The sequence below is a fragment of the Variovorax sp. CCNWLW235 genome, from assembly GCF_037204085.1.
Classification (GTDB): domain Bacteria; phylum Pseudomonadota; class Gammaproteobacteria; order Burkholderiales; family Burkholderiaceae_C; genus Variovorax.
The window spans coordinates 1-22,675 of sequence record NZ_JBBCBW010000029.1 but is presented as its reverse complement, the minus strand read 5'-3'; the positions used below and the strand labels follow the sequence as shown (position 1 = coordinate 22,675).

General features: G+C 66.1%; 23 protein-coding genes, 3 tRNA genes and 1 pseudogene. 19 read left to right on the top strand and 8 right to left on the bottom strand.

The window, feature by feature from the left end:
- Positions 1 to 44: 44 nt before the first annotated feature.
- On the bottom strand, positions 45 to 1,082 hold the full coding sequence (gene tssA / locus V9L21_RS23615; RefSeq protein WP_337315261.1) for a type VI secretion system protein TssA: 1,038 nt from the start codon (positions 1,080 to 1,082) through the stop codon (positions 45 to 47).
- Positions 1,083 to 1,153: 71 nt separating this feature from the next.
- Here tssA and tssJ point away from each other — a divergent pair, with 71 nt between their 5' ends.
- Entirely contained in the window at positions 1,154 to 1,666 is a 513-nt protein-coding gene (gene tssJ / locus V9L21_RS23610; RefSeq protein WP_337315260.1) for a type VI secretion system lipoprotein TssJ, read from the top strand.
- 5 nt (positions 1,667 to 1,671) lie between these two features.
- On the opposite strand, the gene V9L21_RS23605 is transcribed toward tssJ, so the two are convergent.
- On the bottom strand, positions 1,672 to 2,787 hold the full coding sequence (locus V9L21_RS23605) for a type VI secretion system protein (RefSeq protein WP_337315259.1): 1,116 nt from the start codon (positions 2,785 to 2,787) through the stop codon (positions 1,672 to 1,674).
- 30 nt (positions 2,788 to 2,817) lie between these two features.
- On the bottom strand, positions 2,818 to 4,272 hold the full coding sequence (locus V9L21_RS23600; protein WP_337315258.1) for a DotU family type IV/VI secretion system protein: 1,455 nt from the start codon (positions 4,270 to 4,272) through the stop codon (positions 2,818 to 2,820).
- Positions 4,273 to 4,418: 146 nt separating this feature from the next.
- Between V9L21_RS23600 and V9L21_RS23595 the strand changes: the two genes are divergently transcribed.
- Positions 4,419 to 5,099, top strand: coding sequence for a response regulator transcription factor (locus tag V9L21_RS23595; RefSeq protein WP_337315257.1), 681 nt, complete (start codon positions 4,419 to 4,421; stop codon positions 5,097 to 5,099).
- 30 nt (positions 5,100 to 5,129) lie between these two features.
- Here V9L21_RS23595 and V9L21_RS23590 read toward each other — a convergent pair whose 3' ends face one another.
- Entirely contained in the window at positions 5,130 to 5,567 is a 438-nt protein-coding gene (locus tag V9L21_RS23590; protein ID WP_337315256.1) for a hypothetical protein, read from the bottom strand.
- 245 nt (positions 5,568 to 5,812) lie between these two features.
- Between V9L21_RS23590 and V9L21_RS23585 the strand changes: the two genes are divergently transcribed.
- Together V9L21_RS23585 and V9L21_RS23580 are read left to right on the top strand one after the other, a co-directional pair.
- Positions 5,813 to 6,211 (top strand): hypothetical protein, encoded by a 399-nt coding sequence (locus V9L21_RS23585; RefSeq protein ID WP_337315255.1) that lies wholly within the window; start codon positions 5,813 to 5,815, stop codon positions 6,209 to 6,211.
- 22 nt (positions 6,212 to 6,233) lie between these two features.
- Positions 6,234 to 6,686 carry a hypothetical protein gene (locus V9L21_RS23580; protein WP_337315254.1) on the top strand — a complete coding sequence of 151 codons (453 nt, stop codon included), beginning with the start codon at positions 6,234 to 6,236 and terminating at the stop codon, positions 6,684 to 6,686.
- A 13-nt stretch (positions 6,687 to 6,699) separates the two neighbouring features.
- Here V9L21_RS23580 and V9L21_RS23575 read toward each other — a convergent pair whose 3' ends face one another.
- Both V9L21_RS23575 and V9L21_RS23570 read right to left on the bottom strand, forming a co-directional pair.
- On the bottom strand, positions 6,700 to 6,927 hold the full coding sequence (locus tag V9L21_RS23575; protein ID WP_157611813.1) for a hypothetical protein: 228 nt from the start codon (positions 6,925 to 6,927) through the stop codon (positions 6,700 to 6,702).
- Between the two features lie 24 nt (positions 6,928 to 6,951).
- Positions 6,952 to 7,311 (bottom strand): translation initiation factor IF-2, encoded by a 360-nt coding sequence (locus V9L21_RS23570; RefSeq protein ID WP_337315253.1) that lies wholly within the window; start codon positions 7,309 to 7,311, stop codon positions 6,952 to 6,954.
- A gap of 203 nt (positions 7,312 to 7,514) precedes the next feature.
- Between V9L21_RS23570 and V9L21_RS23565 the strand changes: the two genes are divergently transcribed.
- On the top strand, positions 7,515 to 7,805 hold the full coding sequence (locus tag V9L21_RS23565; RefSeq protein WP_337315252.1) for a hypothetical protein: 291 nt from the start codon (positions 7,515 to 7,517) through the stop codon (positions 7,803 to 7,805).
- Positions 7,806 to 7,985: 180 nt separating this feature from the next.
- Positions 7,986 to 8,468: a ferritin-like domain-containing protein gene (locus V9L21_RS23560; protein ID WP_157611815.1), complete on the top strand. Its 483-nt coding sequence runs from the start codon at positions 7,986 to 7,988 to the stop codon at positions 8,466 to 8,468.
- Positions 8,469 to 8,506: 38 nt separating this feature from the next.
- Here the strand turns inward: V9L21_RS23560 and V9L21_RS23555 are convergent, their stop codons facing one another.
- Positions 8,507 to 13,357 (bottom strand): autotransporter domain-containing protein, encoded by a 4,851-nt coding sequence (locus V9L21_RS23555; protein ID WP_337315251.1) that lies wholly within the window; start codon positions 13,355 to 13,357, stop codon positions 8,507 to 8,509.
- Positions 13,358 to 13,599: 242 nt separating this feature from the next.
- Between V9L21_RS23555 and gph the strand changes: the two genes are divergently transcribed.
- A complete protein-coding gene (gene gph / locus V9L21_RS23550; RefSeq protein WP_337315250.1) occupies positions 13,600 to 14,328 on the top strand; it encodes a phosphoglycolate phosphatase in 729 nt (242 codons plus the stop codon).
- A gap of 33 nt (positions 14,329 to 14,361) precedes the next feature.
- Here gph and V9L21_RS23545 read toward each other — a convergent pair whose 3' ends face one another.
- Positions 14,362 to 14,967: a chalcone isomerase family protein gene (locus tag V9L21_RS23545; RefSeq protein WP_337315249.1), complete on the bottom strand. Its 606-nt coding sequence runs from the start codon at positions 14,965 to 14,967 to the stop codon at positions 14,362 to 14,364.
- Between the two features lie 323 nt (positions 14,968 to 15,290).
- On the opposite strand from V9L21_RS23545, the gene trpE reads away from it, so the two are divergent.
- From trpE to V9L21_RS23485, 12 genes and pseudogenes are all read left to right on the top strand, one after another.
- Positions 15,291 to 16,793, top strand: a complete 1,503-nt coding sequence (gene trpE, locus V9L21_RS23540) for an anthranilate synthase component I (protein WP_337315248.1) — start codon at positions 15,291 to 15,293, stop codon at positions 16,791 to 16,793.
- Complete coding sequence (locus V9L21_RS23535) at positions 16,790 to 17,182, top strand: GxxExxY protein (protein ID WP_337315247.1); 393 nt, start codon at positions 16,790 to 16,792, stop codon at positions 17,180 to 17,182. Before trpE ends, V9L21_RS23535 begins: the two co-directional genes overlap by 4 nt.
- The gene (locus V9L21_RS23530; RefSeq protein WP_309953065.1) at positions 17,179 to 17,763 is read left to right on the top strand and encodes an aminodeoxychorismate/anthranilate synthase component II; all 585 of its coding nucleotides are present in this window, start codon (positions 17,179 to 17,181) and stop codon (positions 17,761 to 17,763) included. Before V9L21_RS23535 ends, V9L21_RS23530 begins: the two co-directional genes overlap by 4 nt.
- 5 nt (positions 17,764 to 17,768) lie before the next feature.
- A complete protein-coding gene (gene ltaE / locus V9L21_RS23525; RefSeq protein ID WP_337315246.1) occupies positions 17,769 to 18,827 on the top strand; it encodes a low-specificity L-threonine aldolase in 1,059 nt (352 codons plus the stop codon).
- Between the two features lie 24 nt (positions 18,828 to 18,851).
- Positions 18,852 to 19,511: a LysE family translocator gene (locus tag V9L21_RS23520; protein ID WP_337315245.1), complete on the top strand. Its 660-nt coding sequence runs from the start codon at positions 18,852 to 18,854 to the stop codon at positions 19,509 to 19,511.
- Between the two features lie 22 nt (positions 19,512 to 19,533).
- Complete coding sequence (gene trpD, locus V9L21_RS23515) at positions 19,534 to 20,556, top strand: anthranilate phosphoribosyltransferase (protein ID WP_126749445.1); 1,023 nt, start codon at positions 19,534 to 19,536, stop codon at positions 20,554 to 20,556.
- A gap of 26 nt (positions 20,557 to 20,582) precedes the next feature.
- Positions 20,583 to 21,383 carry an indole-3-glycerol phosphate synthase TrpC gene (gene trpC, locus V9L21_RS23510; protein ID WP_337315244.1) on the top strand — a complete coding sequence of 267 codons (801 nt, stop codon included), beginning with the start codon at positions 20,583 to 20,585 and terminating at the stop codon, positions 21,381 to 21,383.
- Entirely contained in the window at positions 21,380 to 22,087 is a 708-nt protein-coding gene (locus V9L21_RS23505) for a uracil-DNA glycosylase (protein ID WP_337315243.1), read from the top strand. Before trpC ends, V9L21_RS23505 begins: the two co-directional genes overlap by 4 nt.
- A gap of 104 nt (positions 22,088 to 22,191) precedes the next feature.
- A tRNA-Tyr gene (locus V9L21_RS23500) sits at positions 22,192 to 22,277 on the top strand.
- 65 nt (positions 22,278 to 22,342) lie between these two features.
- A tRNA-Gly gene (locus V9L21_RS23495) sits at positions 22,343 to 22,416 on the top strand.
- Positions 22,417 to 22,455: 39 nt separating this feature from the next.
- A tRNA-Thr gene (locus tag V9L21_RS23490) sits at positions 22,456 to 22,530 on the top strand.
- A gap of 73 nt (positions 22,531 to 22,603) precedes the next feature.
- Positions 22,604 to 22,675, top strand: a pseudogene (locus tag V9L21_RS23485) (GTP-binding protein); the annotation flags it as partial.

Sequence of the window (22,675 nt, the reverse complement as noted above, 5' to 3'; positions counted from 1 at the left end):
GAATGAATGGGATGGGTCGGTGAACTGAAGGGGAGAGGGCAGGCCTATTCGGACGGGCGCTTGCCCGTCACGTTTTCGATGGTGTCCATCGCGTTGGGGGCGAGGTTGGCCATGATCTCGAGGAAGCTCACGCCAATGAGCTTCTTGGCGCGATCGATCAGGAGCGGCGCCGGATTGCCGGGTTCCGCCTGCTCCAGGTAGCGGATCACGCGGTCGAGCATCTGCAGCGCGTCCTGGCGGCTCTGGATCTCGCCGCGCATGGCCGCGGGGCGGGCCGCACCGGCGGCGGCATTCAGCAGCGCCGTGCCTTCGTCCGCTGCAGGCGCGCCGCCCGCCTCCGCCACGCCGGAAGCGGCGCCGCAGGCCTTGGCCAGCACACGGCCGATGGTGCGCAATGCGCCGAGGTTGACGGCGTCGGAGCGGCCGGTCCGATCGAGCAGCAGCGCTTGCAGCTTCTCGACCAGCGCAGGCACTTCCATCGCGGCCTGCAGCCGCTCGGGCTGGTGCGCCTGGAGCGCCTCCAGGCCGCCCTGGATCTGCGACATCGAGTAGGTGGGTTCGCCGCCGACGGCATTCAGCGCGCCGTGCGCAATGGCGATGTCGCGCACGCGGATCTGCCCCACGCCGGGCGCCATGCCCACCTGCGCGTCGTACAGGTCGCGCAGCACCATGTTCTCGTCCCACAGCGGTGCCAGTGCATTGAGCCGCATGGTGGGGTCGTTGTCGTCGTCGGCATCGAGCGTTGGATGTATGCCGTCCCAGAAGCGGTCGAAGAGGCCGGTGAGCAATTGAAGGCCTGCATTGAAGCCGGGCACGCCTTGCAGCCGTGTGGCCGCGCGCAAGAGCAGCACGGCGGCGCGCACATCCTTGCTGCGGCGCAGGATGGCGTCGGCCTGCTCGGCCACGTCGCGCCACTCGGGCTCCACCGCAGGAATGACGGTGTCGCCGAACTGCTGCTCGGGCTTGCGCTCTGAAGCCGCGGCCAGCGCGGTAAAGGCCGCGTCGTACTCCAGATCGTCACCGCACGGCGATGCCTCGCCGATGGGCGTGAGCAGGGCTTCGACAAGTTCGTTGGTCAGCATGTTGCCTGTTCGAGTTGGCTGGTGATAATCAAAGATGCAGCAGAACCGGTCAATGCAACGAAGGGAATAGCATGCGCACGCTGGGTACACGCCATTCGTCCTATGGACGCTCTTTCGCTGCGGTCTCGCGGCGCCTTGCACTGGCCTCCGGACTGGTGTTTACGGGTGTGCTGCTCGCAGGCTGCGCACCCAAGCCCGTGGTCACGACGGTGTCGATCACGCTGGTTGCAGGTGCCGATGCCAACCCCGATGCGCGCGGCCGCGCTTCGCCGCTCACGGTGCGCGTGTATGCGTTGAAGTCGCCCGGCCCGTTCGAAGGCGCCGACTTCTTCTCGCTGTTCGAAAAAGACCAGGCCACGCTGGGCGCAGAGCTCGTGCAGCGCGAAGAAATGCTGCTGCGCCCCGGCGAGACCCGCAAGCTCGATCTCACCCTGCCGCCCGATGCCAAGGCCATCGGCGTGATGGCGGCGTTCCGTGACCTGGACCGTGCGCGCTGGCGCGAGGTGCGCCCCGTGCAAACCGGCAAGGCCCAGGCCATGACGGTGACCTTCGGCGCCCGCCAGATCCGCGTCGAGAGCAAGTAGCCGTTTCATGGCGGCGTGCTCCCGTTCGACGGGCGCCCAGGCCTCACCAGCGGCTGGTCGGCAGGCAGGAAGCGCCCGAACAGGTCGGCCGTGAATGCGCCGCCGGCCGCGCCCGATGCGGCGGCCGTGAAATAGAGGCCGCGCCACCGCGGCCCGCGCGAACCGCGGCCATGGCTTTCGAACAAGGCATCGGCAACCTGGCGAAGCGCGGGTTGCAGCGCACGCATCGCCTCGATGAACTCATGGATCGCGAGCCGGCCCGATGCACCCGGCTGCTCTCGCAGCAGCGCCATGCGCAGCGCATGCAGTTGCTGCGCCATGGGGTCGAACACGGCATCGAGCCGCGCGGCGGCGGTGTCGTTGGCGGCGAGCGGTTCGGCCAGCCGGTGGCCAACGGCTTGCGCCAGCACCTCGGGCGGCAACGCGCCGCGCAGCGTGGCATAGCCCGCCAGTCGTTCAAGCCCGGTCACGACAAGATAGACGGGCAACTGCAGGCGCAGGGTGTCGCCGGCCTCGTCGAGCAGGCGCCGCATCCTGGCTGCCAGCGGTTTCACGCTCACTGTGTCCGTGGGCAGCAGCTCGCTTGCCGCAAAGCACACCACCAGGCCGTTGAGCGGCAAGCGCTCGCGCCGCTCGGCCAGCGCCAGCAGCGCCTGTAGCCAGAGGCCGCGCGTGTGCGGCTCGTTGGCCTTGTCGCTCACGGCCGCCGGATGAAGCTCGATGGCGGCCATCGAACCCGTCAGCCACCAGCGCCAGTAGGGTTCGCCGAAGGGCTCGCTGTCCGGTAGCGCAAGGCGTTCGGCGCCTGCGGCCGCCAGCAGCCCCGGCAGGTTGGCCGCCGCGTCGCCCAGGAAGAGAAACCAGGGCACTGGCGCGTCGCGTGGCCGCGGGGGCTGGCGAAGGGCCTGCCGGGCGCGGGACATGGCTTCCTTGAGGGCCGGGACGGCGGCTTCGTCGGCCTCGGCGGCCCAGGGGCCGAGCGCGTCGATGCGCCGCCGCAGTGCACGCCGGCGCGCGCCGCGGCCCGCATCGCGAACCATGCCGTACAGCAGCGCGAAGCCCACCAGGCAGAGCACAAGCAGGAGCCAGAAGAGATGCATGGGCGAAAGAACGGCGGTCATGGCGATGGCGTCGCGGTTCTTCGCTGCGCTTCAGCGCGGGACGGTTTCCAGGAACACGAAGTCGGCCACCAGCCGTTGGCTTCCCTTGCCGGCCGCAAGCGCTTCGCGCAGCCGCAGCAGATAGGCCGACGCGAGCTCGAAGGGCGGCCGGTCGGCAATTGCGGCGAGCGGCACGGGCGACGAGACCGCCGTGACCAGCACGCGGCCGAACGGCGGGCCCACGAGCCAGCTCGAGGGGATGTCGCGGCCCAGCTCGAGCTTTTCGCCCGCGCGCAGCCGCGTGGCCGACTGGCCGGCGTTGAGATGCATGACGGAACCGTCGGCGGTGTAGTAGTCGATCCACAGGTAGCTGTCGTGGCCCGGTGCCGACACCTGCACGCGCACGTTGTCGCCTTCGCGCAGCTCGCCGTTGGTGGCGGTGGGAACGTCCATTGCCAGTCCCAGGGCCTTCTCTCGGTTGCGCAGCTGGTAGGGCTTGAGGATTGCGAACACCTCGCAATGCGGCCACGCGCGCAGTTCGATGTCGAAGGTGGGCGAGCCTGCGCCGGGTATTGCGGCCACTTCGCGCTCGACCCGGTCCAGGTCCGCGGGCAGCGAGACGAAGCCGCTCACGCGCAGGCTCCCGTCTTTGCGGGCGGTGGCGGCGAGATCGGCGCATGCATAGCTTTGCAGGTGCTGCTCGATGCGCCCGGCCAAGGGCAACTCGGCGGTCGAGGGGCCGGCGAGCCACTGCCACCACAGAAGGTAGAGCAGGGGCAGCAGCAGTGTGAGCGAAGCCGTGGCGCGCAGCAGCGCACGGTCGCGGCGCCGCGCGTCGTAGGGGCCGGGCGGGTTGGGCGCGCGATAGGGCTGGGGCGTGATGCGGTCTTGCACCAGGCTGCCGAGCGCCAGCGGCTGGAGCCGCAATTGCCGGCTGTGCAGCTCCTTCAGCTTGCCGAGCTCGCCCTGGTCGCCATTCTCGAAGTAGTACTGGCCCTTGAAGCCGTGCACCAGCGCATGCCAGTAGACCTCGCGCACTTCGTCGTCCTGCGCGGTCAGTGCTGAGAGGTGGTGGAAGAACTCGCTGGCGGCGTTGTTCGAGTTGAAGAGCTGCACCTGGAGCGGCGTGGCGCCTATCCCGGCGCCTACCCCGGCGCCGGGATGGCGCGCCAGGATCTCGTCGATCCAGGCCACCATGGCAAAAGCCGCGGATTCGACCTGCCCCGCGGGCGTGCCCGATGCGCCGGCCGCGGCGCGCGCTTCGTCGAGCAGGCGGCGGGCCTGTTGCTGTGCAGCATCATGGGAGAGCGAGGCGGTGCCGCCGGCAGTCGATGCCGCAATGGATGCTTCAAGGGCGAGGCCGAACGAGATGAAGGCCGAAAAACTGTCGAGCAGGCGGGCCATGAACCGTGCCCCGCTCACTGCGCCTGCGTCGTGAAGGATGCCTTGCACCGGCGTCTGCAGCAATGGCGCATGCCTATGTCCCCGGTTCCTTCGAATGGGCATTCATTCTTCCAAACGAGGCGCGGCGGGCGCCATATCGCTTGGGGTCTATGCCGTTCGTGGGTAGATGCGGTATTGCTGTGCGGGGCAATCGCCGGTATCTTCGGCTTCGGCTGAATTCAACGCACGCTGGGATACTGGGACACGCCATGAAAATTCTGATCGCCGACGACCACCGGCTCGTCATCGAGGCGGTCAAGGCCAAGTTGTCGGAGCTCGAGCCCGGCATTGAATTCGTCCTGGCCATGAGCGTCGACGAATTGCTTGCCGGCGCCAACGATGAACTCGATCTGGCCCTGATCGATCTCAACATGCCCGGCGCTGACGGCCAGGCCCACATCGACGAGATCCGCCGCCGCCATCCGGCTGTGCCGGTGATCGTGCTGTCCGGCTACGAAGACCCCGCCATCATGCGAAGCGCGCTCGAGCGCGGCGTGCTCGGCTTCATTCCCAAGGCCTATTCGCCAGAGGTGATGCTGTCGGCCGTGCGGCTGGTGCTGGCCGGCGGCGTGTATGTGCCGCCGATGATGCTGACGGCGTTGCCGCCGGGCATCGTGGCCGGCGTGGCGCCCACGCAGAACGGCGCCGGGGGCGCTGCGGGTGCGTCGTCGGCAACGCTGGAGCACCTGCGCAGCGTGCTCACCGAGCGGCAGGTCGAGGTGCTGCAGCTGCTGTCGCAGGGCAAGCCCAACAAGCTCATCGGCCGGAGCCTGGGCATCAGCGAGGGCACGGTCAAGATTCACCTTGCCGCCATCTTTCGCGCGCTCAATGTGCGCAACCGCACCGAAGCGGTGGTGGCCGCGCAGGCCCTGACCGAAGCGCAAGCCTGAGTCTGCTTGCGCCGGCCGCAACGGCCGTGGTCAGGAGCAGCTGAGCTTCATTGCCTCGATTCGTCCGCCAAAGCCCAGCTTGCGCATGAGGCCGCCTTCGCGGCTGTTGGCCGGGAAGTTGACGGTGCGGTCCCTGAACATCGCGTGCTCATACACCTGCAGCGTTGCACGCGGGCCGACGCTCACGCTGTCGATGTCGCGCTTGAGCTGCCTTGCAGTGCCCCGGTCCATGCTCTGGACCTCGGCGGGGCCCACCAGCGTGAGCATGTCGCCCTGGAAGTTGCGCCCCGTATAGAACTGCGCCCAGCAGCCCGAAGCCAGCGCAGGGTCTTCAATGCGCACCGGCACCAGCAGGACGGTCGGGTCGGGCCGGTTCTCGGCAGAAGCAGTCGACGGAGGCGTCGAGGTGTTGGCGCAGGCACCGAGCGCAACAACGCCGGCAATCATCAGGTAGCGGAGGTTCTTCATGGGATTGGATTTCAGATGGAGAGCGAAGAAAGCAGGCTACCTGCCTCACCAGGCCCTGGCGTAGGAGCAGGCGCCAATCTCCCGTCGCCCTTGCTCGAAGCCTCGATGGACCAGGGTACCCGCTGCTGATGAGCAATCTCCGTGAATGACTGCGCCCCGGATGCGCGCATTTCCTACGCGCAGGCGGGCTGCGGCTATCCAGTCTGAAGCACGTTCATCAACGTTTTCATGAAGTGAAGAAAGCCATGGCCACGAGCAGCATCCTGGGAGGCGACTATCCGCCGGCGGAACCGAAGGGAACGGACGTCGACAGCCTTGGGCCCAGCGACACTAGCGACAGCGGAAGCGACGTGCGCACCTCGCGCGAGCGTTCCGCCATTCCCGAAGATGCCGCCGAAGGCGCGGTTCCGGTAGCGCATGAAAGCAGCAGCGACGCCGAAGGAACCGGCGAGCGCGCATCGGCCGATGCGCCGCCGGTGGAGCCCGACGCGGACATCCTGCCGGACCGCGTGGGCATCGTTCCTGGCAGCGCGGCCGACGTGGCCGCGTCCAATGGCCAGGAAGATGCCGGCATGCCGGACGAACTGGCCGACGAGGCGGGGGAGCCCGAGGACGACGAAGACGGCGAAGACAGGGCCGCCTGAAGCGGGTTGGTTGGATACGGTCATGACCATGCACCCCCAACTCGATTGCGCGCTCCAAAGTCTCCAGCAGCTTGCCTACGCCCGCATTGCGCGCGAGTTCGCCCGCGCCTGGCAGGCAAGGGCGAATGCCCCCGATGGGTCCGAAGCACTCCTGGACGAGGCGCACCGCCGCGTGCTGCACTGCGAACAGGCGCTGGCCCAGTTGCGCGTCGTCATCGACGACCCGCGCCAGATTGCGGAGATCAAGGTTGCGCGGGCGCTGTACCTGCGCATGCTGCTGGAAAGCGCCCCCACGCGGCTGCAATCCTGGAGCGATTGCGAGAGCCTCGACGACATGCCGAAGTCCCACCTGTTCGAATGGATTTCCTATGACTTCGAGCGGCTCGAACTGGCGGAACTCGAAGGCTCCATGACCGAAGAGGAAGCCGCCTCGTACACCCAGGCGATCGACACGGCGGCCAGGGTGCGCGACTGAACGCAGCGGGTATTCAACCCCTCCCCAGCACGATCGCACCGTCCTGGATGTAGCGGTCGAACTCGATCTTCGGTATGGCCGCCGTCAGCGACTGGCCGTTCTCGGTCCACGTGATGACGACGCTGTCGTCCGCCATCAGGATCTGGCAGTTGCCCTCCGGAATCTTCAGTTGCGGGCCATCGCCCGCGCGAAATTCCATGGGGCCGACGACGCGTGCATCGATCTGGGTAGTGGAAGTCATGTGTGGCTCGCTGTTCATCTTCATCTATTGGGGCGCGGGCCGCGCATGCCGCTTGTCGCTGCCGCGCTGCTCCTTGGAAGGGTCGCCGTCGCGAGAAGGCGCAATGCCCCCCGGCGTGGCGGTCGAGGGCGGACGCGAGGTTTGCGTGCGTGCGGCGGCGGGCCCCTTGTCCGAGCCCAGCGGGCCCTGGTCGATGGAGCCGCGAGGCTGGTCTGCCGGGCGCGCACCCTGCGGTTCGGCTGAATCGCTGATGGGGGGCGCACGTGTTCCCTTCGGGTTGCCGGTAGGCTGCGCGCCCGCTGCCGCCACTGAGAGCAGCAATGCAGCGGCAAGACCGTACTTCCGCAAAGGGCGAGGCGCGGAGCGCGATACATCGTTGGCCATGAATTGGATCCTCGAAAACTGAAGCCTCTTTTTTCTCGCGCAACACCACCCTGCGCTTGTAGGCAGGAACACCGTCCTTGCGCCGGTTGTGTGCCTGCCCGCCCGATCACCCGATTGCCGGGCGCTTGCGCCGAAGACGCGCCGCTTTCCTACGCACGGCGGCGCCGGCGCGTCGCACGGTGAAGTTTTCGAAAGGACACAGCGTGAGCACACCCACAACCACGGACCGGCCCGCCGCACCGGATGGGGCGGCGAATGAAGCGGCGAACTCGGCCGCATACCGCAAGCCCACACCCGCCGAGAAAAGCATGAAGCGCGAAGCCAAAACGCCCGCCGAGAACGGCGATCCTGTCGGCCCCAACAACGGCCCCGCAATCACAGGCGAGCGCAAGCCGCCGACGCCTGGCGATGCAGGCGTGGGCGAAACCGACAACCACGGGAGTTCGCCCTACAGCCAGCCTGGCCGGCCCGAAAAACCGTTCCGTGAAGAGTGAACCGAAGCGGCATCGATGCCCCGAAGAACCCCTACAGGGGACGTCGGGCGAAGCCGACACGGATCCCGATCCGCGCGAACACCATTTGCATTGGGCCAGCGCAATGCGGCCGCCTTCGGGCATGCATGCGCGGCAATTTTCAAACCCGCCTCTTCACGAGGCAAACGAAGGAGTCATTTCATGGCCAACTACACGAACACTGCTGAAACCGCGAACAGCGAAGACGTTGTCGAGGTGCTGAACGATCTGCTCGAGAACACGCGCGACGGTGAATACGGATTCCGGGCCTGCGCGGAAGAAGTGGAGTCTCCGCAACTCAAGCAGGTGTTCCAGAACCGCTCGGCGGAATGCGCCAAGGCGGCCGGCGACCTGGTTCAGCTCATCAGGCGCTTCGGCGGCTCGCCCGACGATGGCGGCACCGTGAGCGGTGCCATGCATCGCGGCTGGGTGCATGTGAAGGGCTCGGTCGGCGCGAACAGCGCGCTCTCGATGCTGGAGGAATGCGAGCGCGGTGAAGACGCCGCCGTGGCGCGCTATCGCAAGGCGCTGAAGGAAGACCTGCCGGCCGATGTGCGCGCAATCATCCAGCAGCAGGCCGAAGGCGCCCAGCGCAACCACGACCAGATCAAGCAGTTGCGCGACCAGATGCGCGCCAGCAAGTAAGTAAGCAAGAAAAGCAGGGCGCCTGCGCTGGGCTGCTTTCAGAAGCGCCAGTGCAGGTCTGCCTTCACGCTGTTGTTTCGCATGCCGTCGCCTCGTTGCCCCGCATAGGACAGCCCGAGCGTCAGCGAAGGCTGCAGCTTCACGTCCAGTCCGGCCTCTGCCACCAGCGCATTCCGCGCGAGCGGCACGCCGGTAACCGTGAACGCGGGGCCGGCGGCGAAGGCCATGCGGGCCGCTGGAGTCACGTCGCCGAAGGCGTGCTGCCAACCCAACATGCCGCGTGCGGTCACTTCGACTCCACCCAGTTCGAAGCTGCCGCCTGCGCGCAGGCCGATCGTCGAGAAGGTGGTGCTCGAGTGATCGCTTCTGCCGAGCAGCGCTGCTGAGCCGCCGCGCTCGGCCAAGTCGTCGGTTCGCACGCGCACGTGTGCAAGCCCCGTGAACGGTTCCAGATCGACGCCCCCTGCCTGCAACTGCCAGCCCAGTTCGCCGAAGGCTTGCGCCGTGTCGGCGTGATAGTCGGCGCGTGCGGCATCTGCGAAACCTGTGAACGCGATGGTGCGCTGCGTCTCGATGTCGTGGCGCGCATAGCCAAGGCCCGTGCGCAACGCGAGTGCGCCCCATCGGGTTCCGCCGTAAAGCCCGAACTGGTAGCTGTCGACGGAAGCGCTGGCGCTTCGCTCGGCGGCTTGGGTGCGGCTGCGGCTGGCGCCGCCCATCAGGCCCAGGCGCCAGTCGCCGACGCGGCGATCGGCACCTATGAGCACGCCGCTCGAACTGCGGTCCGCGCGCGCCGCATTGCCGTTGCCGTCAGCGTGGCCGTTGCTGTCGTACGCGCGGGCCCACACGCCGTCGCCGGCGGCGTTTTCGCGAGCGTGCAAGCCGCTGGCCGCAGAGGCCGCGCCGCCTTCTTGCCGCAGTCGCGCAAGGCCTGCGTCGCGGAGAAACCGGCTGTCATCTGCAAGGGTGGTGCGCAGCGTTGCGTGGATTTCACCGGACAGGCTGTCGAATGCGCTGCGGGCTGTGGCCGCGTCGGCCTTCAGCACTGCGCCATACACGGGTCCTGTGCCCAGTTGCTCGATGGCTTGCCCAACGCTGCGCTGGTTGGCGGATATGCCGACCTGCGGAAACCTGACATCGTTGCGCTCGAGCATGAGCGTGACCTGCTGCGCGTCGTAGCTGAGCGACGGTGTCAGGAAGGCGAAGTTCGACGAGAGCGCGCCGAATGTGCCCAGGATGCCGCCTTCTGCACGCAAGATGGTGTAGCGGGTAACCGGCGCCCAGTCGCCGTTGGCCGCGAGCACCGTGGCGGACGCGCCGCCCAGCGTGGCGCTCCCCGTCACGTCGATGCGGTCGCTGTGCCCCGCGGCATCGATCTCGATCTGGTAGGCCGAGCCGGGTTGAAACACCAGATTACCGTTGACGCGCAGGGTGCCGATGGAGTTGCCCGGCGCCGCCGTTGCGCCGGCAGCAAGCGTGGTGCTGCCCACATTGCCGATGCCCTTGAGCATTGCGCCGCTGCCGATGACCATCTGCGCACCCAGCGTTCCGTTGACCGAGAAGGCGCCGCCGTCCACAGTGAAGGTGCCGGTGTAGGCTGAACCGTCGCCGGCGTAGGTGACCAGGCCCGCGCCGACCTTTCTTGTGCTGCCGTTGCCGGAAAGCGCATTGCTGAAAGCGATGTCCGAGGCCTCGTCGATCACCAATGCGCCACGATTCACGATTGCTCCGCTGCCGAAGCTGCGGGCACCGCCCACCAGCGTGCCCGCATCAATGGTCGTGCCGCCGCCATAGGTATTGGCTGCCGAAAGGCGCAGCGTGCCCGCGCCGGTTTTCGTGAGGCTGCCGCTGCCGGAGACGCTGTTGGCGAACATCGCATCGCTGGCCTGGTCGATCACCAATGCCGCCCGGTTGACGATGGCGCCGGTGCCAAAGCTGTTTGCGCCGCCAACCAGCGTGCCGGCCTCGATGGTGGTTCCGCCCGCATAGGCGTGCGCGCCTGTCAGCGTCAGCGTGCCGCTGCCCGCCTTGCGGAGCGATCCGTTACCACTCAGCGTTCCTGCAAAGCTGCCTGCCGTGTCCTGCACGAAGGCGACCGTGGAGTTGTTGGCGACGATGTCGCCGCGCAGGCTGGTGGTGGTTCCCTGCAAGGTGCCGCCGCTTACCAGGGTGCCGCCGGTGTAGCTGTTTGCGCCGCTCAGCACCAGGGTGCCCGCGTCGGTCTTCTCCAGCTGCGCGGAGCCGGTGAGGCTGTTGGCAATGGTGGCGGTGTAGCCGGCGCTGGCCGCGCTGCCGTCGCCCACGCGGACGATGGCGTGCGCGCCGCTCAGCGCGATTGCATCGCCCTCGAGCCGATAGCCGTTGCTCGCGAACTGCATGCCGGTGACGGCGATAGCGCCTTGGGCTTTGCTCACCGTGACAGTACCGGGCGCGGCCTGGAAGATGGCGAACCCGGGTGTCGGCGTGATGCTGGCGTTGAGGCTGCCGTCGGCCGTGGTCCAGTTGGCGGAGGTGGCTGTCCAGGTGCCGCTGCCGCCATTGACCACGTTGTTGTTGGCCGTGCCTGCCGCATCGCCGTCCCAGAAAACCAGAGGCTGCCCGGCAACGTTCACCAGGTTGACTTGTCCGGCCACGGCGGTTTGCAGGCCCAGCACGCTGCTTGCAGGCGCGCTGCCAATGTCGAGCCCGTGGTCGATCAGAGGGCCGGTGTAGTCGAAGAGCCGGTACACGCCCGCGCCGAAGCCTCCGATGTCGTGCACGTCGAGCGTGCCGTCCAGTGTCAGTGCATTGGTCTTGAAGAGGCCGGCCGTGCCGGGCGCGCCCAGCGTCACATCCACGGTTGCGCCGCTGTCGAGGGTGAGCGCACCCATGGTCAGCGTAGAGCCCCCGGTGCCGCTCAGCGTGCCGCCCGAAGCCACGTTGACGGCGCCCGAGATGGCGCCGGTGCCTCTAAGCGCGCCGCCATTGCCCACTTGCACCGCATTTGTCGTGAGAGCGTGGTCCACGCGCAGCGTGCCTGCGTCGATGGCCACCGTGCCGGCCGACAGCGCCTGGGTGGTGGAGGCCGTGCCATTGACATCGAGCGTAAGTCCGTTGGTCATGGTGACCGCGCCGAGCGCCAGGTTGCTGCTGTTGCTTACCTGGGCAGTTGCGCCGATGAGGGAGACAACACCCTGAAAGTCGTTGCCCGGGTTCGAAAGCGTGATCGCACCCGCGCCTGCATTGATCGAGGCATTGCCCGCGACGGTGATCGAACCTGTCTGGCTGACGGTGCCTCCATTGCTCACGGCAGCCAGCGTGCCGTTGACGACGCCGCTGCCCAGGCTCAATGCACCGTTGCTGGTGATGGTGAGATCGCTCGTGGCCACTGTTCCGAGCGCCAGGGCGTTGCTGTCTCTGATCTGCGTGGAACCTCCGCTCACGTGGACGGTGCCGCCGAAGTCGTTGCCCGCATCGGTCAGCGTGATCGGAGAGCTGGAACTGTCCAAGATGCTCTGGCCGGTGACGGTGAGCGCTTCGCTTTGGGTGATTGCGCCGGCGGTGCGTGCATTCAGGCTGCCGGACACCGTGCCCTGCAAGCTGAGCGCGCCGCTGCTGGTCAGGGCCACGTTGGCGGCGTTTACCGTGACCGCACCGCCGAAGGTGTTTGCGGCGTTCGTGAGCGTCAGGTCATATCCGCTCATCTCGAATTTGCTGGTGCCGCCGACCGACAGCGGGCCTGCCTGCGTCAGTTCGACGGCGTTGTGCAGGACCAGATTGCCCGACACGTCCAGCGTGTTCAGCGCCTTGATCCAGTTGCTGCCGCTTGAAAAGGTCGCGTTGCCGGAAATGGAACCCTCCAACGCGCGGGCAGTGTATGTGCCTGTCTGTTCGACATCGTTGTCGACGAAGAACGTGACCACGCCGTTGCCGCCCGCATTGACGCTCCCGCTGCCCGAAACGGCAATTTCGCCGGCCCCACTGGCGATGAAATAGACCGATCCATCGTCGCCGTTTATGGACGAGGTATCGATGACGCCGTCGTTTGTAATGAGACTGTTGTATAGGCCTGGTTCCGCATACGCCCGCAGGCTGACGCGGCCGCCTGGCGCGCGCAGAATGCCGGTACCGGTGTTCCTCACGGCCTCCGCGCCGAGCTGCACTTGCAGTGCGCGGGTTACGGCAACATTGAACTCATTGGCTCCCTGGAAGAGCAATGCCTTGTCGGCGGCCGCCAGGTCGATGCCGCCCGCGGAGTTGATCTCACCGCTGTTGAAAACGCCGCCGCCCAGCAGGGCCACCGAGCTCGCAGTCGCAGTGATGGTGCCGCTGTTGGCAACCCTTCCCGACGATCCGGCTACCGTTTCCAGCTCATAGGCGCCGTTCATGAAACGGCTGGAAGGCATGACCAGTGAGGTGGCCAACAGCCCGCCGACGTACGCGATCGCTGTGTCGCTAAAGGTGAGCCCCGCCCGGTTCTGCAGAAATACCTGGCCGTTGGCCTCCAACGTACCCCCGAGCCAGCTTGGAACGCCCGAGTTGATGCTGTTGAGCACGGTTGCTTGGGTGTCCGGCTGGCTGAAGATGACGTAGGCCCCTGATCCCAGATTGAAGGATCCCCAATCGATTGCCGTCCGGCTCGACGTCGCATCGACCCACACTGCCGCCGGATCCGACGAGTCGATTACGCCGGTGCCACCTGTGATGGTTCCGCCCCCAGGCACCTGCGCGCTCGCGACTTGCGCCAGCGCCAAGCCCATTGCCGCGACCAGCGTGCGCAGGGGCCATGCCATTCGGCTCCGGCTTGCGTCACCGAACGAGGCTGTTCTATGGCGTCCATGCGCGGTTTCACTGACGGCCTGCCACATGCCTGTGCAGCAGTTGAAGACAACGCGGTAGATCCGGTTCATCGGCGGGTTCCTCTCCAGCAGGCGCGCGAGTGCCCCGAAAGGCTGCGCGTAAGTTGAACTGTTGCCCCGCTGATCAGGGGGCGATGTCCAGCCAGAGCAGAACGCCCGATGGGTGAACGGCCGATATGTTACCTTTTATGAATCCTGCAACTTTATGCTTCAGAGTGGGCCCGACGGCCGAACCCGAATGCCCCGGGGCTCGGTAAAGTGATGGCCAGTTCTCCAGCTCTTACTTATCCGTTTTGAACTCTATTGGCCTCGACCACACCCGCTTCGATGCCGCGATCGTCGATCTCGATGGCACCATGGTCGACACGCTCGGCGATTTCGCTGTGTCGCTGAACCACATGCTCGCCGACCTTTCGCTGCCGCCGGTGCCACCGGCCGCTGTCGAAAAAATGGTGGGCAAGGGTTCGGAGCATCTGATTCTTTCCGCGCTCGCGCACGTGATGGCGTCCGGCGGCGATGCGGCTTCGGCGGCCGGCGCGGATGCGCTGCGCGCGCGGGCCGAAGAGCTTTTCGATCGCGCCTGGGAGCGCTACCAGCACCATTACCTGACCATCAACGGGCAGCACTCGGCGGTGTACCCCGGCGTGCCCGAGGGGTTGAAGGCGCTGCGCGCGCGCGGGCTGCGCCTGGCGTGCCTCACCAACAAACCCACCTCGTTCGCCAAGCCGTTGCTGGCGGCGAAGGGGCTCGACGGATTCTTCGAATTCGCATTTGGCGGCGATGCTTTCGCGCGCAAGAAGCCGGACCCGCTGCCGCTGCTGAAGACCTGCGAGGCGCTGGGCACCGATCCCGCGCGCACGCTGATGATCGGCGATTCGAGCAACGACGCCAGGGCCGCACGTGCCGCCGGATGCCCGGTGGTGCTGGTGACCTACGGCTACAACCACGGCGAACCGGTGCGCGGCGTGGATGCCGATGGCTTCCTGGATTCGCTGGCCGAGCTGGGCCGCGCGACAGTCTGAAAAACGCGCGGCGCGTGCGGCCCGGTTGGCGGGCTACTGTTTTCCGAGCAGCGCGTCCTTCAGCTTCCAGTCGGCGGGTGCCGGGCCGAGCCAGATGCGCAGCAGCGCATTGAAGAAAGCCGGCTCCTTCACCGGGTCGGGCTGCGGCACGCCGCGCACGGTCACCAGCGTGCCGGTGCCGGGCAGCCAGTCGATGGTGAAGGTGTCGCCGGCCTTGAGCTGCTTCTGGTCGGCAAACATCTGGCCCATGCGCAGCAGCCCCGGAATGAGGTTGACCATGTCGCTCTTGGGCGTGTTTTCTTCCACGCCCTTGGTGAAGAACTTGCCGAGTTCGTTGGCCTCGATGTCGCGCAGCATGGTGATGGCCACGCGCTTGGGCCCAGGTGCCGCCAGCGCCTCTTCGGGCGTGGAGACTTTCTTGCCCACGTAGAAGCCGGCGGTGTACACCTTGAAGACAGCCTTGTAGCGCACGCCCGCGCCGTTGAGCTGCAGGGTGCTGCCGCGCAGGGCAAGGGTGTCGTCCAGCTTCACGCCGGCCACGTCGATCTGCGCGGCCGAGGCGCAAGTGGCGATTGCAGCGGCGCAGGCAAGCACGGCAAAGCGGGAGAGCGGCAGGAATGGAAGCGAAGCAGCGGGCACGTAATCTCCTCGGTTTGCGAACGGTCGTTCGAATGTATCTTTTCGTTTTACTCCTGGTTCTCCGGAGGAACCCTGAAGGCGGCCATTGCGCGCATGGCGTTTTCGTGGGCTAAACTCCACGCTCCATGTTCGTTCATCACATCATTCAAACAGGTCAAGGCAGCCGGGGAGCCTGGCCCTGGCGTAGCCATACATCGCTGACTGTTTGATTGCACGGCGCACGCCGTGCGCCCGCGGTACCGGATCGCTGCAGACGCCGGACCACCCGTGAATGACCTTGCCACCGGCCAAGAAGCGCCGCGAGGCAACTGGAGAACGAATCCGTGATCACCGAACTTGAATTCAAGAGCCTCAGCGCCCAGGGCTACAACCGTATTCCGCTGATGGCCGAGGCTTTTGCCGACCTCGAGACCCCTCTTTCCCTCTATCTCAAGCTGGCCCATTCGCAGGGCGGCGGCAAGCACAGCTTTTTGCTCGAATCGGTGGTGGGGGGCGAGCGCTTCGGGCGCTACAGCTTCATCGGCCTGCCTGCACGCACGCTGCTGCGTGCCAGCGGTTTTGGCGCGGAGGCCGTGACCGAGGTGGTGACCGACGGTCAGGTGGTCGAAACCGCCGCGGGCAATCCGCTGGATTTCATCGCCGAATACCAGAAGCGCTTCAAGGTGGCGCTGCGGCCGGGGCTTCCGCGTTTTTGCGGCGGTCTTGCGGGCTACTTCGGCTACGACACGGTGCGCCACATCGAGCGCAAGCTCGAAAAAAGCTGCCCGCCCGATGCGCTGGGCTGCCCCGACATCCTGCTGCTGCAGTGCGAGGAACTGGCCGTCATCGACAACCTCTCGGGCAAGCTGTACTTGATCGTCTATGCCGATCCGAAGCAGCCTGAGGCCTACGCGGTAGGCAAGCGCCGCCTGCGCGAACTGAAGGAAAAGCTCAAGTACTCGGTGAGCGCGCCCATCGTGAAGCCCACGCAGCCGCATCCGCCCGAGCGCAGCTTTGCCAAGGCGGACTATCTTGCTGCGGTGGAACGCGCCAAGGACATGATTGCCGCCGGCGACTTCATGCAGGTGCAGGTGGGCCAGCGCATCAGCAAGCGGTACACCGAATCGCCGCTGTCGCTGTACCGCGCGCTGCGTTCGCTGAATCCGTCGCCGTACATGTATTACTACCACCTGGGCGACTTCCACGTGGTGGGCGCTTCGCCCGAGATCCTGGTGCGCCAGGAGAACGCAGGCGAGGGCGAGCAGAAGATCACCATCCGCCCGCTGGCCGGCACGCGCCCGCGCGGTGCTTCGCTGGAACTCGACAAGGCTGCCGAGGAAGAGCTCATCAACGACCCGAAGGAACGTGCCGAGCACGTGATGCTGATCGACCTTGCGCGCAACGACATCGGCCGCATTGCCAAGACCGGCACCGTGAAGGTGACCGAGGCCTTCGCGGTGGAGCGCTACAGCCACGTGATGCACATCGTGAGCAATGTCGAAGGCACGCTGAAAGACGGCATGACCGCCATCGACGTGCTCAAGGCCACGTTCCCGGCGGGCACGCTGACGGGCGCACCCAAGGTGCATGCGATGGAACTCATCGACCAGCTCGAGCCCACCAAGCGCGGCCTCTACGGCGGCGCCTGCGGCTACATCAGCTACGCGGGCGACATGGATGTGGCCATTGCCATCCGCACCGGCATCGTGAAGGACCAGATGCTGCACGTGCAGGCCGCGGCCGGCGTGGTGGCGGATTCGGTGCCTGAGCTGGAGTGGAAAGAAACGGAGGCCAAGGCGCGCGCATTGCTGCGCGCTGCCGAACTGGTCGAGGAGGGGTTGGAATGAGCAATGTGCCTGACATCCAGAACGATTTTTCGCACGAGATCATCGGCGCCGCAGTCGAGGTGCAGCGCGTGCTCGGCACGGGGCTCGACGAAGGGGCGTACGCCGCCGCGCTGGCCATCGAACTTGCCGAGCGCGAGATCGGCTTTGCGCAGGGCGTGGCGCTTTCGGCCAGCTACAAGGGCCGCTCGCTCGGCGAGGTGTACCGCGCAGGCTTCGTGGTCGAGCAATCGGTCATCGTGGAGCTCAAGGCGGTCGACGTGCTGACCGACCTGCATCGCGCGCAGGTGCTTGCCGCGCTGCGTCTCTCGGGGCTCAAACTGGGCCTTCTGATCAACTTCAACGTGTTCCCCGTCGTCAAGGGCGTGCACCGGATTGTGAGCAAGCCATGAAACTGCTGATGATCGACAACTACGATTCGTTCACCTACAACATCGTCCAGTACTTTGGCGAGCTGGGTGCGGATGTTCAGGTGCACCGCAACGACGAGATCACGGTGGCGCAGATCGGCGAGCTGATCGCTTCTGGCGTGACTCGGCTGGTCGTGTCGCCGGGACCGTGTTCGCCAGCGGAAGCGGGCGTGTCGGTGGCAGCCATCGAGGCTTTCGCAGGCAAGCTGCCGATTCTTGGCGTGTGCCTCGGCCACCAAGCCATTGGCGCAGCCTTCGGCGGCAAGATCATTCGCGCGCAGCAGCTCATGCACGGCAAGACCAGCGAGATCACGACCACGCAAGAAGGCGTGTTTGCAGGGCTGCCCGAGAAGTTCATCGTCAACCGGTACCACTCGCTTTCCATCGAGCGCGAGAGCTGCCCGAAGGAATTGGCGATTACCGCGTGGACCGATGACGGGGAGATCATGGGCGTGCGGCACACCGGGTTTGCGCATGACGTGCGCATCGAAGGCGTGCAGTTCCACCCTGAATCGATTCTTACTGAGCACGGCCACGCGATGCTCAAGAACTTTTTGGATTGACCGCCATGACCGACCGCTCCTCCATCGTCGACCTGCGCAGCGACACCGTCACGCAACCCACCCCGGCGATGCGCGAGGCCATGATGGCGGCGCCGCTCGGCGACGATGTTTTCGGCACCGATCCGAGCATGAATGCGCTGCAGGAAAAGATCGCGGCGCTGCTGGGCTTCGAAGCGGCGCTGTTCGTGCCGACCGGCACGCAGAGCAACCTGTGCGCCATTCTTTCGCACTGCGGGCGCGGCGACGAGTACATCGTCGGCCAGCAGGCGCACTGCTACCGCTGGGAAGGCGGCGGGGCCGCGGTGTTCGGCAGCGTGCAGCCGCAGCCGCTCGACCATGCGCCCGACGGCACGCTGCCGCTTGCGCAGATCGAGGCGGCCATCAAGCCCGACGACGCGCACTTTGCGCGTACGCGGCTGCTGGCGCTGGAGAACACGCTGGGCGGCAAGCTGCTGCCCTTCGACTACGTTCAAGCCGCGACCGATCTGGCCAAGAGCAAGGGGTTGCAGCGGCATTTGGACGGTGCGCGTCTCTTCAATGCCGCGACGGCGCAGGCTGCGCTGAACAAGCGCAGCGACATCCGTGCAGAAGCCCGCCGCATTGCGCAATGCTTCGACAGCGTGTCGGTCTGCTTCAGCAAGGGCCTGGGCGCGCCGATCGGCTCGGCGCTGGTGGGGTCGCGCGAGTTCATTGCGCGGGCGCACCGCATCCGCAAGATGGCGGGCGGCGGCATGCGGCAGGCAGGCCTGCTTGCGGCTGCGGCATCGCACGCGCTCGACCACCACATCGACCGGCTGGCCGATGACCACGCGCTCGCGCAACGGCTGGCACAGGGGCTTGAAGGCATCGAAGGCCTGAAGGTCGAGGCGCCGCACACCAACATCGTGTTTGTCGACCTGACGGGTGCAGCGCAGGCGCGCTCTTCGGAACTGATCGCGCATCTGAACCAGCAGGGCATTCTTGCGACGGGGCTCTATCGGCTGCGCTTCGTGACGCACCTCGACGTGGATGCGGCGGGCGTGGATCGCGCCGTTGCCGCTATCCGCGGCTTCTTCAGCGCCTGATATCAGGGAAACAAGGAGCCCGCGATGCCCGACCTTCCGCATCTGCTCGCTTTCATTGCCGCAGGCTGGCTGCTGAACCTGACGCCGGGACCGGACGTGCTCTACATCGTGACGAACTCGTTGCGCTCGGGCGTGCGTGCCGGCATTGTGGGCGGGTTCGGCGTTCTCACCGGCTGCTTCGTCCATATCTTCGCGGCGGCGGTCGGCGTCGGTACGCTGCTGGCCACCTCGGCGGCCGCCTTTACGGTGCTCAAGTACGTGGGCGCGGCTTACCTGCTGTACCTTGGCGTGCGCATGGTGCTGTCGCGTGCCAAGCCGCCCGCCGATATGCAAGCGGCTGCCGCGGGCTCCGCCGAGCGCGGGCTCAAGGAGATCTTTCTCGGCGGTTTCTGGACCAATGTGCTGAACCCCAAGGTGGCCTTGTTCTTCCTGGCGTTCGTGCCGCAGTTCATCGCACCCGACGCCGACAACAAGAGCCTCTACTTCGTCATGCTAGGCGTCCTGTTCAACCTGAACTCCATTCCCATCGTTGTGGCATGGGCCGCATTCGCGGGCTGGATGGCGCGCAGAAGCGCGGTGCAAAAAGGCATGCACTGGCTCGATCGCGCGGCAGGCGTGCTGTTCATCGGCTTCGGCCTCAAGCTTGCATTCACGGACGCGCCGGCCGGTCGCGCCGGCCACTGAAAAAACACCGAGGAGACTCACCATGATCACCCCCCAGGAAGCGCTGCAGCGCACCATCGAGCACCGCGAGGTGTTCCACGACGAGATGCTGCACATCGTGCGGCTCATCATGAGCGGCGAGTGCTCGCCGGTGATGATGGCGGCGCTGATCACGGGCCTGCGCGTCAAGAAGGAAACCATCGGCGAGATCACGGCCGCGGCGCAGGTGATGCGCGAGGTCTCCACCAAGGTGCCGGTGAAGGACACCACGCACCTGGTCGACATCGTCGGCACCGGTGGCGACGGCTCGCACACCTTCAATATTTCTACCTGCTCGATGTTCGTGGCGGCCGCGGCCGGCGCCAAGGTGAGCAAGCACGGCGGGCGCAGCGTGTCGAGCAAGTCGGGCAGCGCCGACGTGCTGGAATCGCTCGGCGTGAACATCAACCTGCAGCCGGAACAGATTGCGCGCTCCATCGAAGAGGTGGGCATCGGCTTCATGTTCGCGCCCAACCACCATCCGGCCATGAAGAACGTGGCGCCGGTGCGCAAGGAGCTCGGCATCAAGACGATCTTCAACATCCTGGGGCCGCTGACCAATCCGGCGGGCGCACCGAACATCCTGATGGGCGTGTTCCACCCCGACCTGGTGGGCATCCAGGTGCGCGCACTGCAGCGGCTGGGCACCGAACACGCCCTGGTTGTGTACGGACGCGACGGCATGGACGAGATTTCGCTGGGCGCTGCGACTATGGTCGGCGAACTCAAGGACGGCGAGATCCGCGAGTACGAACTGCACCCCGAAGACTTCGGCTTTGCCATGTCGAGCAACCGCACGCTGCGCGTGGAAACGCCCGAGCAGTCGAAGGCCATGCTGCTGGGGGTGCTCGACAATCAGGCCGGTCCGGCGCTCGACATCGTGCTGCTGAACGCAGGCGCGGCCTTGTATGCCGCCAATGTGGCCGATTCGATGGCCGCCGGCATCGAGCGCGCGCGCGAAGCCGTGGCTTCGGGTGCGGCGCGGAACAAGCTGGCCGAACTGGTCAAGGCTTCCACAACGGTTTGAACAACCGCTAAAGACGAAAACAGAACATGTCCGACATCCTCGACAAGATCATCGCGGTCAAGCGGCAGGAAATTGCTGCAGCGCAGAAAAGGAGCCCGCTCGAAGCCGTGCGCTTCGACGCCGAGAGCCGCGTGCTGACGCGCGATTTCGAAGGCGCCCTGCGCGCCAAGATCGCCGCCGGGCAGGCCGCGGTGATTGCCGAGGTCAAGAAGGCGAGCCCGAGCAAGGGCGTGCTGCGCGAAGACTTCATTCCGGCCGACATCGCACAGAGCTATGCGGAGGGTGACGGCGAAATCACCGCGGCTTGCCTTTCGGTGCTGACCGACAAGCAGTTTTTTCAGGGTGGCGTCGACTACCTCAAGCAGGCGCGCGCCTCTTGCGAGCTGCCGGTGCTGCGCAAGGATTTCATCGTCGATCCCTATCAGGTGTACGAATCGCGTGCGATGGGCGCCGACGCGATTCTCTTGATTGCGGCTTGCCTCGACGATGCGCAGATGAAGGACTACGAAGCCATTGCACGCGGGCTGGGCATGGCGGTGCTGGTCGAAGTGCACGACGCGGCCGAGCTCGACCGCGCGCTCAAGCTCAAGACGCCGCTCATCGGCGTGAACAACCGCAACCTGCGCAACTTCGAGGTCTCGATCCAGGCCACCATCGACCTGCTGCCGCGGCTGCCGGCCGATCGGCTGGCCGTCACCGAATCGGGCATTGCCACGCGCGAAGAAGTGGCCACCTTGCGTGCGGCCGGCGTGCATGCCTTCCTGGTCGGCGAGGCCTTCATGCGCGCCAAGGAGCCGGGCGAGGCACTCGCCGCACTTTTCAAATGAGCCGGCCCGATCAGCTGGCGAGCAGCGACCCTGCCGACTGGCCGGTGGCGCCGGGCTGGCAGCCGCTGGTCGATGGGTTCTTCGGCGGCGTCGTGGGGCAGAACCTGCTGGGTTTTCTGCGTGAGCGCCTCGACGCCGGTGCCGTGATTTTTCCGCCCCGGCCGCTGCGGGCGCTCGAACTGACGCCGCCCGACGACGTGCGCGTGGTGATCCTGGGCCAGGACCCGTACCACGGGCGTGGCCAGGCGGAAGGATTGGCCTTTTCGGTGGCCCCCGGCGTGGCGCTGCCGCCGTCGCTGCGCAACATCTTCAAGGAGCTTCAGCGCGACCTTGGAACGGCTCCGCCGCCGTTTCCTGACCCGGGTGGCAGCCTGGTGAAGTGGGCGACCCGCGGGGTGCTGCTGCTCAACACCTGCCTCACGGTGGAAGAGGGGCAGCCAGCCAGCCATTCAGGGCGCGGCTGGGAGGTGCTGACCGATGCAGTCATCCGGCATGTATCAGAGAGTGCAAAACCTGTTGTTTTTATGCTGTGGGGCTCGCATGCACAAAGCAAGCGCGCGTTGATCGACATCGACCGCCACAAGGTGTTGATGTCGAACCATCCCTCGCCCCTTTCCGCGATGCGCCCGCCCGTGCCCTTCATCGGCTGCGGGCATTTCGGCGAAGCGCGTGCCTGGAGGGAGGCGCACCAGCAGGGCGGCTGATTTCGCGGATAATTCCCGCCAGTTCGCCTCGTGTGTTTCCCGCGTCTTATTGGTGCTGGGGGTTCTGTGAAGTCACAAAACCGTGCTATATTTCGAGGTTCGCCGGAGAGGTGGCCGAGTGGTTAATGGCAGCAGACTGTAAATCTGCCCTCTTACGAGTACGCTGGTTCGAATCCAGCCCTCTCCACCAGCGATGAATTTGGTTTCTAAGAGCGATTGGATCTAGCGCTTTGGGTGCCTTTGAGTGCCCCCGATGCGGGAGTAGTTCAATGGTAGAACCCCAGCCTTCCAAGCTGATGACGCGGGTTCGATTCCCGTCTCCCGCTCCAGAGACCCGGTTCGACGCCGGAAGCGATTGGTTAGACAAAGCCCTTTTGGCTCAGTGGTAGAGCACTCCCTTGGTAAGGGAGAGGTCGCGGGTCCGATTCCCGCAAAGGGCACCAGTTTTTGGGGGTTGCAACGGCAGGTTTGCAATCCATCTGCATACGTTGAAATCGTTTTTTTCGGAGTCGAAAAATGGCAAAAGGTAAATTCACCCGCACCAAGCCGCACGTGAACGTGGGCACGATCGGTCACGTTGATCACGGC